The organism is Oceanobacillus sp. FSL W7-1304, assembly GCF_037969805.1.
Classification (GTDB): Bacteria; Bacillota; Bacilli; order Bacillales; family Amphibacillaceae; genus Oceanobacillus; species Oceanobacillus profundus.
Map to the genome: position 1 here is coordinate 3,912,064 of NZ_CP150211.1, position 13,327 is coordinate 3,925,390.

Genomic DNA, 13,327 nt, shown 5'->3' on the forward strand with positions numbered 1-13,327 from the left:
TCTTTTTAAAATTCATTAGATTAATTATATAATTCCAACCAAAATACTTGTGATTGAAATGGAAATCAGTTATATTTTAAATTAGCATTTCTTTGAAATAGTGTAAAAATTGTCGACATGTAACTGGGGGGGGAGTTAGAAATGAGAAATTATAAAAAAGGATTTTTACTTTTCATCGTAATTTGTATGATGGGCGTGCTAGTTGCTTGTGCGGATGAACCAGGTGACGCAAATGGAACATCAGGAGATGAGCAGGAAGGTGCTGGAGGAGATCTTGTTATTGCCACTATATCTGATGCAGTGACACTGGATCCAGCAGGTTCGAATGATGTTCCATCACGTGATATACAATTTAATATCTTTGAGCGACTGATTAATCAGAATGAACAAATGGAATTGGAGCCAGGGCTTGCAGTCAGCTGGGAAGCGATTGATGAGACAACATGGGAGTTTCAATTACGTGAAAATGTAACATTCCATGATGGTTCAGCTTTTAATGCAGAAGTGGTAAAAGCAAATATTGATCGTTTGCTAGATCCGGAAGTTGGTTCATCTTCCTATAGTAGATTTGAAATGATATCCGAAGTAGAGGTGGTCGATGATTACACTGTACGAATTATAACGGAGTATCCGTTCTCACCATTGCCATCGAATTTAGCTCATGGCAGTGCTGGAATCGTTTCGTTAGAGCAAATTAAAGAAGACTACGAAGCAATGGAAGCAGGAGAAGATCCAGGAAGTGTTGTGAATCAGCATCCAATTGGAACAGGTTATTTTAAATTTGATGAATGGGCACCAGGTCAGCATGTTGTCCTTGTTAATAATGAAGATTATTGGGGAGAAGAAGCGGCTAAACTTGATTCCGTCACATTTAAAGTTGTGCCTGAAGATTTAACGAGACTTGCAGAGTTAGAGACAGGGGATTCGCATGTTACAAATCCGTTGAGTCCTTCTGATATTGCCCAGGTAGAGGGGAATGAAGAATTAACTGTCGTACGGCAGGACAGCTTAGGAATTGAGTTTCTCGGATTCAATGTTGAGAAAGCGCCGTTCGATGATGAACGTGTTCGACGTGCGATTGCAATGGGGATTGATAAGGAACAAATCTTAGAAGGAATTTATGACAATATTGGGACGCCGGCAAAAAGTCCGTTATCACCAAATGTTTTTGGCTATGATGATTCCATTTCAACGACTGATTACGATCCTGAAGGTGCCAAAGAATTGTTGGCAGATGCCGGATTCGAAGATGGTTTATCAGCCACAGTTTGGACAAATGATAGCCGTGAACGCATTGATATTGTAACCAACATTCAATCACAGCTCGCTGAAATTGGAGTTGATTTGGAAATAGAGGTATTTGAATGGGGTGCTTATTTAGCTGAAACAAGCGATGGCGGGCATGAAATGTATGTGATGTCATGGAATAACGGAACAGCAGATGCGGATAATGGTCTATTCCCATTATTTCATTCCAGTAATGCGGGTACAGGTGGAAACAAGATGTTTACTCGATATGATGAATTGGACGAAACTCTAGAAAAAGCAAGACAAACGGTAGTAGAAGAAGAGCGCCTTTCTCTGTATACAGAAGCACAGGAGTTTTTAACTGAAAAGACACCAATGGTTTACTTAGTGCACCCAGAATATTTATTAGGTGTACGTAAAGAAGTTAAAGGTTTATCGATGACACCAGGTAAAACCTTGCTGCTCAAAGATGTTTATATTGAAGAATAAGTTAGGAGGGAGCATTCAGCATGGAAACATATGAAGCATTGTCATCCTTTGAAAATTTAAAAACGTCTTATCCAGATTTATATAATCAGATTAATTCTATTATAAAAGAAGTTATTGCATTAAGAAGAGACTTGCGAAAGCATCCAGAGCTTGCCTTTGAAGAAACCCGTACAGCTCAGATTGTGGCAACAAAACTGCGTGATTGGGGCTATCAGGTAACGGAAGGTGTTGGAAAGACTGGTGTGGTTGGCATCCTTAAAGGTGAAAAAGAAGGACCTGTTGTGGGACTCCGTGCGGATATGGATGCACTTCCAATGATGGATGAAATTACAGCTGATTACCGAAGTTTAACAGATCATGTTGCACATACATGTGGGCATGATGCTCATACATCGATTCTATTAGGCGTTGCAAAGATTTTTGCGGAACGAGGCTTGAAAAAAGGGACGTTAAAATTAGTTTTTCAACCAGCTGAGGAAATTGGTGAAGGTGCAGCTGCAATGATTGCAGATGGTGTACTGGAAAATCCAAAAGTGGATATGATGGCTGGTCTGCATGTACATCCAACCATAGAAACAGGACAATTTGGAATCACAGAAACGGAATTCAGCTGTGCAGCAATGGATCTATTTGAACTGGAAATAAAAGGAAATGGCGGACATGCAGCACATCCGCACCGCACAATCGATCCTGTTGCAATTGCGGCGCAAGTTATTACAGCACTTCAGCAAATCGTCAGCCGAAATACGGATCCACTTGATTCTGTAGTTGTTAGTATTGGCCAAATCCATGGTGGGACGAAATCAACCATCATACCAGATTCAGTAACACTTAGTGGAACTGTCCGGACATTGAACCCTATAACAAGAGAAGCGGTTGCTAAAAAAGTCCGTTCAATTGCAACGACTATTACGGAGGGGCTTGGCGGCGAATGTGATGTGAATTACCGTTTTGTAACGCCATCGATTAAAATTGATAAGGTTTTACGTGGATTATTTGAAGAAACAATTACGGAGCTATTTACAAGCGATGCTATCGTATACAAAAATCCATCCATGGGTGGAGAAGACTTCGCTTATTATTCACATGAGATTCCAGCTGTCTTCTTTAACTTAGGGACAAACGGGGGTAATCCTGAAACAGCATATTCCAATCATAATTCACGCTTCGATGTGGATGAACAGGCTTTTGTTTATGGAATTGCAGCACTATTTCAATTGGCAAGTAATTATTTGGAGCGAACCGACGAATGATTAAAAAGGTATAAAAAGAAAAATCCGAGCGAATTCAAAATCTAATAGAAAAATTTTTGAATTATGTTCGGATTTTTCTAGACGCTTTTCTCCCAGCCTCTTCTTCATTTTATTGAGAAATACACATCAGATTAACTGGATAATCGATCCATGGATTGCGACTGCCTTGAATTTCATAGATAGCAAGGTTGTGATGACTTTTATAAATGTCGGGTGGAAAATAAAATTTTCATGCCATTTTAGAAGCAGGGATACATCTATTTCTTTTTTATGCGAAGCTTCAATTTCATCCGTATATTTTAGTGAAAAATAGAGCATGGCTCGAGCAACTGCATCTTTTCCGTATTTCGGTTCAAACTTTTTATCCAATGATTTTCCACGGGATTTCTTTACACCCTGGACGGAAATCAGTTCTGGATTGTAGTCGCAGAAATCATGGTATCGTCATCGCTTCCTTCTTACCGTAAAGGAGTAGCTTTTGTATGTGCAGATCGCGGTAGCCGTAGTTTCATATAGCCGACAAAAGACAAAACTAGCATACCTATTAAAAACGCAATAAAATATGGAGAAATCACTTCACGAATAAGCCCGGTTACAAATGAACTGAAAATCATTCCCAATGAATAGACCGCCGACATCACCCCAAAAGCACGGCCATGTCCTTCCCTTGCGACAGCATCTGTTACTGCTGTGGCCATTGCCGGCATTATCACCCCAAAAAAGAATCCCATTAAAAATAACAAAAGCGTTAAGGCTGTAGTCCACTCATTTAAAAGTGCAAACAGAGTCATACACATTCCAAATAAACCGAAAATCAGCCTTTTCACAGGAGCAAATCGATTAATAAAAAACAGAGATAAGGAAAAAAATGTTCCAATACCCATAAAACTGAACATTTTACCTGTTGTGACGGTAGATAGTCCTTTTTCCACCGATAAATAAGGAATTTCATAGATGATCACACCATGAATGTACATCACAGCAAAGCCTGTCAGAAAAACAACATGCAAACCCGGATTTGCCAAAACCTGAATAAGACTCAATGACTGATTTCTTTTATTCACTGTGACTGCTTGTCTATCTTTTAGAAAAAACATGGTATAAACAGCCGTTATAATCAGTGCTGCCCCAATAACAAAATAAGAATTGGCGTATCCGAACATAACTCCAAGCTTTCCACCAATCAGTGGAGCAATAATACTTGCGATTGTACCGAGAATCCCATTCACAGCCATGTTTTTCCCTTGCTGTCGGCTATTTCCTGCATATCCTGAAAGTAGTGCCATTGCTGCTGGAATCAAAAAGGCTAATGAAAATCCATTTAATGCCCGCAGTAGTAATAATTCTGCAGTGTTAGCCACTAAGCCATGAAAAATAAACAAACTACCCGATACAAGCAATGGAAGCGTAATAAATATTCGCTTCCCAAACCTGTCAACAAGTGGACCTGCAATTAAATTTCCTACTAGATTAGCGAACTGAGCGGCACTAAGCATAATTCCAATCAATACACTGGACGCTCCAATCATTGCAGCATAAGGAGTGAAAATCGGTGCTTGAATACTCATGATCAGGCTGATTAAAAACATAATGACAAAAATGTGTAATTTGTCTGCGGTTACTTCTCTCAATTTTTCCACCTCGAAAACATTGTATGCTCCAAATGAAAAAATAGACGGAAAAAAGGGTCAGCCCTTTAGCTCATATATAGTATTTAAACCTTTTGCCTCGCTGAATAAAATTATGCTATATTATAATCAGATTTTTCACCTCAAGAATATCTACTCAAAACTCTCTAAGACGCGATAGCATGGCAACCATTCCGCTACTAATTAAAGAAGATTCCTCAAAATCTACCAACACTGGACATGACCAATTAAACAAAGACTCTTTAATACATTCTTCAAAGAGCATTTTTGAGATAAGGTACCAGACCCGCTATATAGTAAAGCGTACCAATAGACAGTATATTTGGTAAGTTTTTAAACTTGGAAAATGGTTATCAAATTATTATTGAGTACATCCTTTATCTATATCTTTCCGAATAATCTAATCTCTGCTATGATTTATGTAAAACAAAAAGGAGCCTTTAACATGCTTGATTATAATAATTCGATAGCGTTGCATATTCAATTGAAGAATATTATTGAAAAGAAAATTGAAGAAGGAATATTTACCGGGCAAATACCAAGTGAAAGGCAATTTATGGAGGAATATCATGTTAGTAGAAGTACGGTTAGGGAAGCTATTAACCTTTTAGTTCGTGAAGGAGTATTAGAGAAAAAGCATGGAAAAGGTACATTTGTTTCCTTAAAACCAATTCAAGATTGGCTCGGTAATCTAAGCAGTACAACAGATACGATTATGCAAATGGGGAAGAAGCCAGGAGCACAGTTAGTTACGCATTATTTGACGGAAACCACACCATATATTCAAGAAAAAACTGGTCTCAAAGATGCTTACTTTATAAAACGAATTCGCTTTGCTGACGATATGCCAATTGGTGTGGAGCGACATTATTATCCAATCGAAATAGGAGTAAAATTAATTAAATACGACCTCAATGATGCAACATTATATGATTTGCTGGAAAATCATTTAGGAATTAGACTAGCAGAAGCCGAGCAGACAATTAGCGGTGGAATTTTTTTAGATGAAGATAGGGAATTTATGAAAATGCCGAATGGAACGAACGCGTTAATTGCCGAACGAATTATTAGAGATCGAAATCGTGAAATCATTGAATTCGAAAAAGCCTTTTATCGGAATGACCTATATACATTTAAAATAAACTTGTCTCGTAAGTTTGGCTAACAGGGTTCATCAAAAGTTGTATCACGTATTTGGAATAAGATTATTAGCAGGCATAATAAGACTTATTATCATTTTAAATAACTGAATTTATATAATATATTGAATTTAAAATCGGACTGTTTTATACTGATAGCAGACCATCACATCACAACTGGTTCGGACGTCAGTATCATCATGATAGGTCAGACTTATCGTTTTGCAAATTCATGTAAGGAGGATTGAATGACGATTGTTTAGATTTCAAATGAGTTAAAACGAATGAGCTTAGTATTGTGATATCTTCTCGATCCTAGGAAGTTTTTTAAAAATATTATCTAATAAATGTAAGCGGTTTCTGATGTAGGAAACGAAATTAATGGATAACCATCCAGGGTGCTAATGTGCATGAAATACCATCTAAATCAATCTTTCAAAATCAAGTTTCGATTGATTATGTATTGCTTCATAAAGAATCTAACTAAATGAATGGAGGTAGGTTGAATGAAGACGGAAAGCGAAATGAATCAGGTGGTTGGGAAAGAAGCATCGTTATTATGGAATGCCATGCATCGTTACAATCCAGAAGCGGAACAAGTAGTCGCTGTTAAGGGGGAAGGATCCTGGTTTACCGATGAATCTGGTAAACGTTATTTGGACGGGGTTTCTGGATTATGGTGCTTAAATCTAGGTCATGGCCGTGAAGAAATAGTCGAAGCCGCTGCTGAGCAAATGAAAAACCTTTCCTATTTTCCATTAACAATGAACCATCAGCCTGCAATTAAACTAGCTGCAAAGATTAGTGAATTGCTCGGTGGGAAATACCAGACATTTTTTTCTAATAGTGGTTCTGAAGCTAATGAAACTGCATTTAAAATTGCGAGACAATACCATAATCAAACTGGTAATCCGCAGAAGTATAAAGTGATTTCTCGTTATCGTGGATATCATGGTTCAACATTAGGTGCATTAAGTGCAACAGCACAAGCAAATAGGCGAGTAAAATATGATCCGGGTGTCCCAGGATTTCTACATGTTTATCCGCCATACAGCTACCGTTCTATTTTTGATGGAAGTCCAGAAGAGTCAGATCTGAAGGCAGCACAGCTGTTGGAAGAAATGATTAACTGGGAAGGAGAAGAAACAGTTGCAGCATTTATCATGGAGCCATTTATTTCTGGGGGCGGTGTTATTGTTCCATCAATGAAATATATTCAACGAGTTGCGGAAATTTGTAAGAAATACAATGTGCTTCTGATTATGGATGAAGTAGTATCCGGTTATGGACGTACCGGAAAAATGTTTGGATTTAAGCATGCGGCGGGGGTACAGCCTGATATTGTGACAATGGCAAAAGGGCTGACAAGTGGGTACTTACCATTAGGAGCTACTGCTGTTAAATCTGAAATATATGATGTATTTCGAGAGGCTGGCAAGGATTCACATTTTCGTCATGTATCTACTTATGGAGGACATCCAGCCGCATGTGCAGTTGCATTAAAAAATATTGATATCATTGAGCGTGAGAACATTGTTGAACGAGTTCGCACACTTGCCGGGACTAAATTATCGGAGCTGCATCATTTAATAGATCACAAAAACGTGGGAGAGGTTCGGCAAATTGGTTTTCTTTTAGGGATTGAGATGGTAGAAGATAAACAGTCTAAGCTGCCGATGTCTGATGAAAAACTGGCAAAAATAATAGGTTTGTGTAAAGAAAAAGGATTAATCATTGGTAAAAATGGAGATACCGTTCCAGAACAAAACAATGTCATTATTGTTGCGCCGCCATTAACAAGTACTGTAGAAGATTTAGATTTTTTAATTGATACTTTAACGTCAGCAATTCGAAGTCTTTAAATAAGTCTGTTCCTATAAGAGAGAAAGGGAATCCGAGGGGATGGAGTTTACGTGAATTATGAAAGACTGAAAACATTTGTAGCTGTTGCCGAAAAGAAGAGCTTTTCCGAGGCGGCTAAAGTATTATTTGTTTCCCAGCCAACCATTACCTCGCAGATCAAAGCATTGGAAGAGGAGCTTCATACCAAACTATTTGAGCGAACAACAAAAAGGGTTGAAATGACAGAGGCTGCGTTGATTTTAATAAAATACGCTAGGGAGATTATCCAGCTGAGTGATGCCGCACAGGAGAAAATACAGGAAATTGGCAGTAACATACATGGGGATTTAGAGATAGGGTGTAGTTTTACAATTGGTGAATACATTCTTCCAATATTTTTGAAGCGTTTCAAAGACAATTTTCCAATGGTGCAGATTCGTGCAGATATTTCTAATTCGGATACTATTATTTCCAGTATAAAAAATCACGCTATAGATGTCGGGTTAATTGAAACCCCAATTGATGATCCACAAATTATATTGGAGCCATTTTTAACAGATGAACTGTTGCTGATAGCAGCTCCTGATTTTTTAAAAGAAAATGATGGTAAAATTTCCGCTGAAAGCTTGAAGACGATCCCGCTCATTATGAGAGAGAAAGGATCTGGCACAAGGGCAGTAGTGAATCACTATCTACAGATGGTTGGTATATTAGAAAGTGAATTAAACATCGTGATGGAATTAGGGAGTACAGAGTCTGTTAAAGCAGCAGTTGAAGCCGGATTAGGTGTGTCTATTATTTCTAGAGCAACGATTTCAAAAGAGAAAAAGCTAGGGTTGCTGACATCATATCCGATTAAAAACATAGCATTCTATCGTTACTTCTATATTGCAATGCGTAAAGATCAGGTTTTAAAATCAACTGCAGATTTGTTTTTGAATGAATTGAAAAAAAATGCAACTGACCAAACCATACAAGTCATTTAATCCACTTACTCGATTAAAGGTTATAAAAAAAGGAGGAATTTCTAATGGTGAAACAGCAAGCAGAAATGAAAAAGGGTGTCGTTAAAAAAGTAAAAATGACACCAAGTGAAGCAATTGTTGAAACGCTCGTCGCAGAAGGGGTAAAAGAAGTATATGGAATTGTTGGTTCCGCATTTATGGATATGCTTGATTTATTCCCAACTGCCGGTATTCGCTTCTTACCGGTAAGACATGAACAAAGTGCAGCACATATGGCTGATGCTTATACACGAGTATCCGGTGTTGCGGGAGTTGTTATTGGTCAAAATGGTCCTGGGATTACAAATATGGTGACGTCTGTAGCAGCTGCAAACCAAGCACATACGCCAATGGTAGTTATATCGCCTTCTGCAGGCACGCCGACAATCGGGTGGGACGGATTCCAAGAAGCTGATCAGGTTTCGATTTTCAGTGCAATTACAAAAGAAACAGTGCGCGTCACGCATAAGAGTCGTGTAGCTGATTGTTTAAGAACAGCTTTCCGGATCGCTTATGCTGAGCGTGGCCCGGTCCTTTACGATATTCCGAGAGATTTATTTTATGGGGAGCTTGAGGATCAGATCCTTCAGCCACATCAATATCGTGCAGATTCTAGAGGAAGTGGAGATCCTGCCTTAACAAAACAAGCAGTAGAGCTTTTAAAGCACGCAAAAAATCCAGTAATTATTTCAGGACGCGGTGCAGTTGATGCAGATGGGGTGGACACCGTTGTTAAAATTGCAGAACACCTGACAATTCCAGTAGCAGTGTCTTATATGCATAATGACGCATTTCCAGCTGACCACCCACTAGCAGTCGGCCCAATTGGTTATATGGGAGCTAAATCTGCAATGAATACGTTAAAGAATGCTGACGTAGTACTAGCGATTGGAACGAGGCTGTCAGTCTTTGGCACATTGCCTTGTTACGATATCGATTATTTCCCGAAAGCTGCAAAAATTATTCAAGTGGATATTAACCCAAGAAATATAGCTAGAACACACCCGGTTGAAGTAGGAATTATTGGGGATGCCAAAGCAACAAGTGACGAAATTTATAGATTACTGAAAGAGGCAGTTCCTACTCCAGACAAAAAACAATATCGATTAGAGGCAGTAAGCAAAGAAAAAACAGCATGGGAAAAAGAGTTAGTAGACCTTGCGATGGAGGATGGATCTCCAATTAATCCGAGACGAGCACTCTTAGAACTAACAAAAGTGTTGCCGGACAATACAATCATTTCAACTGATATTGGGAATGTCTCATCTACTGCAAATGCTTATTTAAGATTTAATCAAACGAGACGTCATATAGCTGCATTAACTTTTGGAAATACTGGTTTTGCATACCCAGCAGCACTCGGAGCTCAGCTTGCAGAGCCAGATTCACCAGTCGTTGCAATTATTGGGGATGGAGCTTGGGGAATGAGTTTACATGAGGTAAGTACAGCTGTAGAGCAAGATATTCCGGTTATCGCCTGCGTATTCAATAATAAATCATGGGCCGCTGAAAAGAAAAACCAAGTAGATTATTATGATAACCGATTTATCGGTTCGAACATCCAAGCGCCAGAGTTTGCCGAGGTTGCTAAATCAATGGGTGCTTTAGGTTATACGATTGAAAAGCCAGAAGACATAGGACCTGTTGTGAAAGAAGTATTAGAGAAGCGTAAGCCAGCAGTTTTAAACATTTATGTGGATGGGACACAACTTGCTCCTCCATTTAGAAGAGATGCATTGCAGTTGCCGACAAGATTGCTAGATAAATATAAACACTTGGATTATGAGACATGGGGTTCTGATAAAAACTAAATCCATTATGAAGAAACCTCTATACTACGCAATATGTTGTATAGAGATTCTTTATTTATATACTTGTCTGTGCCTCGTTATTTAGTTAAAAGCTCCCAAACTTTTGGATTGATCATGGTAGGTGGTTTCTCTCCATTAAGACCAGCTTCAAGATTTCTAGCTGCTAATTCCGACATTTTCAACTCGGTTTCATATGTGGAAGACCCAACATGTGGCAGGGTAACAACGTTTTTCATTTCTAATAATGGATTGTTTGGACTGACGGGTTCTTGTTCAAATACATCCAGTCCTGCAGCTGCAATTTCCCCAGTTTGTAATGCTGCGATTAAATCCTTTTCTACAACTGTTTTTCCACGTGAAGCATTAATAAAAATTGCTGAAGGCTTCATAAGCTGAAATTCTCTTTTACTAATAAGACCTCTTGTTTCTGGGGTAAGCGGGGTAATTAAAACAGGAAAATCAGATTTGGATAATAAATCATCTAAACTGCAATATGTAGCATTAAACTTTGTTTCTGCGTCTTGTTTCCTTGTCCGGCTATGATACAAAATATTCATATCAAATCCAAACTTAGCACGCTGTGCAATTGCTTGCCCAATTCTTCCCATTCCAATAATACCTATCGTTTTATGATGAATATCGACTCCATAATAGTCTGGCCCTAATGCTTCTACCCATTGTTTAGACTTAACCAAATTGTCTAGCTCTGGAATGCGTCTGGCAGCTGCGAGTAAAATACCAAACACGGTATCAGCAACGGTATCTGTTAATACGTCCGGTGTATTTGTTGCCATAATGTGCCGCTTTGTTAATTCTTCGATATCCAAATTATTATAACCAACAGAGATATTACTCACGATTTTTAAATTAGGGGCATTGTCTAATAATGTTTTATTCACTTCTAAAGCCAGTCCAATAATACCTTCTGCCTCTTTCAGATGGTTCATAAATTCTTCATTAGTTTGGGTATCAATATTTTTAAAAAATTTCACATCGTACTTTTCTTGTAGACTTTTAAGTACGGGTTTTTCAAGCCGCTCATAAACAATAATTTTTTTCTTCATCTTCATAAGCTCCTTCAAGTAATCTTTCAGTTTGTTGATGGTTGTTTTTCTATCATTTTAAACGTAACTTTCAATATGAGGAATGTCAATATTGGGAGAAGGTATTAGACTTTAAGTTTTATAAAGAACATCTATAAATTATATCGTAAAATCCGATAATTTCATTTCTTTAGAATACATTGACTCCGTTTATACCTAATGATAAAGTATAAATAATCTATTTTAAATAGTTACATATACTACCGAGTTATTATCTGATATTTATGTAATGTCACCCTTGATGCCTCTATATATGTGTGAATATTAAGTTTATTTTCAGTAAATAGCAATCAATTGAATTACTAAGGGGAGATCGTATGAATTGGTGGTTAGTTTGGATTGTAGTTTTTTTAATTGTAATTTTTGGTATAAGTATTATTTCCTCACGAAAAATTAAAACCTCAGATGACTTTTTAATGGCCAACTTTAGTCTTGGGTTCTTTCCTATCACAGGAACAGTTATAGCAACAGTTACTGGATCTGCAGCACTTATCGGTGGAGCTGGAAAAGGTTTTGAAATCGGTATTTCCTATTTTATTACTTCTATTAGTTTCGTTTCTTTTACTATTCTATTTGTCGCTATTCTAACTCCAACCATACGTAAACTTAAATTATATACAATACCAGATTTATTTATAAAACGTTTTGGAAAAGCGTCTGCATTACTTCCAGCATTAATTATTGGATTACTTTATATGACCCCTACATTTGCGATGCAGTTAGTAGGAATGGGTTCTATATTAGCCTCTACTACAGCACTTACCGTAACATGGGGAATTGTTATCGGTTTTATAATCAGTCTCATTTTTACACTTATGGGAGGAATGTTTAGTGTTGCTTGGACAGATACGGTGCAAACCATCGTAATTCTAGCTGGGGTTATTTTATTGTTTTTCCTCGGGCTTAACCATATAGGTGGGGTCGAGGTATTGGCAAATGAAACCCCGAAGCATCTGTTTAACTTTTTCAGTATTGGCGGTAAAGAATTATTAAACTGGTTCCTTGTGTTCGGACCATTCTATATGGTTTGGCAAACAACATGGCAACGCTTATCAGCAGCTAAATCTACTAAAATTGCAAAATGGTCTGTTACAACTGGTTTTATCATTTCTGGTTTTATTGGTTTACTAGCAATATTAATTGGAATTATGGCCGTACAAATACTAAATACAAGTACACCTCCTGATCAGGTGTACACCCAATTTTTAGTAGACATATTTCCAGCACCATTAGGTGGGTTATTTATGGTATCACTATTAGCAGCACTGTTAACCGGTGCAACATCTTTCTTGCTCAGTGGAGCAATTAATATTGCCAAAGATATTTACCAAGAGTGGATTTCACCTGGTGCAGAAGATGCTCAGTTGTTAAAAACATCCCGGATTTCTGTATTAGGTATGGCTGTATTGGGACTTGTTATTGCATTATATATTACAGATATTATAACCATCTATCAATTTGCCCTTTCCTATACAGCTGTAACGCTTGTTGCACCTGTAATGGCCGCAATGTTCTGGAAACGTGCTACAAAAACAGGAGTAATTGTAAGTATGGTTGGCAGTATTATTGTTTGTTCTTTATGGAAGCTGGCTGGAACACCTTATGGAGTGCATGAAATTCTGCCAGGCTTAATCATGTCTTTTCTATTATTAATCATAGTTAGTCTTAAAACAAAACATTCAGCTGACGAAGACGTGACTGCCTATTTCTTCTCATTAAAAGCAGTGAAGGATCCTACAGAACAAGAACCAGTTGATAAAATCATAAGTTCATAAGGTAAATCTGACTG

At 37.8% G+C, this 13,327-nt stretch carries 10 protein-coding genes; 7 read left to right on the plus strand and 3 right to left on the minus strand.

Going from position 1 to position 13,327, the window contains the following annotated elements; all coding sequences use genetic code 11:
- Positions 1 to 141 precede the first annotated feature (141 nt).
- Both NYE61_RS19355 and NYE61_RS19360 read left to right on the plus strand, forming a co-directional pair.
- Entirely contained in the window at positions 142 to 1,737 is a 1,596-nt protein-coding gene (locus NYE61_RS19355) for a glutathione ABC transporter substrate-binding protein (RefSeq protein WP_303447522.1), read from the plus strand.
- A 20-nt stretch (positions 1,738 to 1,757) separates the two neighbouring features.
- Complete coding sequence (locus NYE61_RS19360) at positions 1,758 to 2,990, plus strand: M20 family metallopeptidase (RefSeq protein ID WP_303447523.1); 1,233 nt, start codon at positions 1,758 to 1,760, stop codon at positions 2,988 to 2,990.
- 126 nt (positions 2,991 to 3,116) lie between these two features.
- Here NYE61_RS19360 and NYE61_RS19365 read toward each other — a convergent pair whose 3' ends face one another.
- Positions 3,117 to 3,359 (minus strand): hypothetical protein, encoded by a 243-nt coding sequence (locus NYE61_RS19365; protein ID WP_303447524.1) that lies wholly within the window; start codon positions 3,357 to 3,359, stop codon positions 3,117 to 3,119.
- Positions 3,360 to 3,448: 89 nt separating this feature from the next.
- A complete protein-coding gene (locus NYE61_RS19370) occupies positions 3,449 to 4,621 on the minus strand; it encodes an MFS transporter (protein ID WP_240033808.1) in 1,173 nt (390 codons plus the stop codon).
- A gap of 463 nt (positions 4,622 to 5,084) precedes the next feature.
- Here NYE61_RS19370 and NYE61_RS19375 point away from each other — a divergent pair, with 463 nt between their 5' ends.
- The 4 genes from NYE61_RS19375 to xsc all read left to right on the plus strand — a co-directional run bounded on the left by NYE61_RS19375 (position 5,085) and on the right by xsc (position 10,435).
- Entirely contained in the window at positions 5,085 to 5,804 is a 720-nt protein-coding gene (locus tag NYE61_RS19375; RefSeq protein ID WP_095311033.1) for a GntR family transcriptional regulator, read from the plus strand.
- A gap of 480 nt (positions 5,805 to 6,284) precedes the next feature.
- On the plus strand, positions 6,285 to 7,640 hold the full coding sequence (locus NYE61_RS19380; protein WP_095311031.1) for an aminotransferase: 1,356 nt from the start codon (positions 6,285 to 6,287) through the stop codon (positions 7,638 to 7,640).
- Positions 7,641 to 7,691: 51 nt separating this feature from the next.
- Positions 7,692 to 8,606 (plus strand): selenium metabolism-associated LysR family transcriptional regulator, encoded by a 915-nt coding sequence (locus NYE61_RS19385; protein ID WP_095311029.1) that lies wholly within the window; start codon positions 7,692 to 7,694, stop codon positions 8,604 to 8,606.
- Between the two features lie 44 nt (positions 8,607 to 8,650).
- On the plus strand, positions 8,651 to 10,435 hold the full coding sequence (gene xsc, locus NYE61_RS19390) for a sulfoacetaldehyde acetyltransferase (RefSeq protein ID WP_095311027.1): 1,785 nt from the start codon (positions 8,651 to 8,653) through the stop codon (positions 10,433 to 10,435).
- Positions 10,436 to 10,512: 77 nt separating this feature from the next.
- Here xsc and NYE61_RS19395 read toward each other — a convergent pair whose 3' ends face one another.
- Entirely contained in the window at positions 10,513 to 11,499 is a 987-nt protein-coding gene (locus NYE61_RS19395) for a D-glycerate dehydrogenase (RefSeq protein WP_303447525.1), read from the minus strand.
- 356 nt (positions 11,500 to 11,855) lie between these two features.
- Between NYE61_RS19395 and NYE61_RS19400 the strand changes: the two genes are divergently transcribed.
- Positions 11,856 to 13,313, plus strand: coding sequence for a sodium:solute symporter family protein (locus NYE61_RS19400; protein WP_095311024.1), 1,458 nt, complete (start codon positions 11,856 to 11,858; stop codon positions 13,311 to 13,313).
- Positions 13,314 to 13,327 lie beyond the last annotated feature (14 nt).

What these genes read in the sequence shown, in the direction of transcription:
- NYE61_RS19355 (WP_303447522.1), top strand. Translation starts at nt 142, where the DNA reads ATGAGAAATTATAAAAAAGGATTTTTACTTTTCATCGTAATTTGTATG.
- NYE61_RS19360 (WP_303447523.1), top strand. Translation starts at nt 1,758, where the DNA reads ATGGAAACATATGAAGCATTGTCATCCTTTGAAAATTTAAAAACGTCT.
- NYE61_RS19375 (WP_095311033.1), top strand. Translation starts at nt 5,085, where the DNA reads ATGCTTGATTATAATAATTCGATAGCGTTGCATATTCAATTGAAGAAT.
- NYE61_RS19380 (WP_095311031.1), top strand. Translation starts at nt 6,285, where the DNA reads ATGAAGACGGAAAGCGAAATGAATCAGGTGGTTGGGAAAGAAGCATCG.
- xsc (WP_095311027.1), top strand. Translation starts at nt 8,651, where the DNA reads ATGGTGAAACAGCAAGCAGAAATGAAAAAGGGTGTCGTTAAAAAAGTA.
- NYE61_RS19395 (WP_303447525.1), bottom strand. Translation starts at nt 11,499, where the DNA reads ATGAAGAAAAAAATTATTGTTTATGAGCGGCTTGAAAAACCCGTACTT.
- NYE61_RS19400 (WP_095311024.1), top strand. Translation starts at nt 11,856, where the DNA reads ATGAATTGGTGGTTAGTTTGGATTGTAGTTTTTTTAATTGTAATTTTT.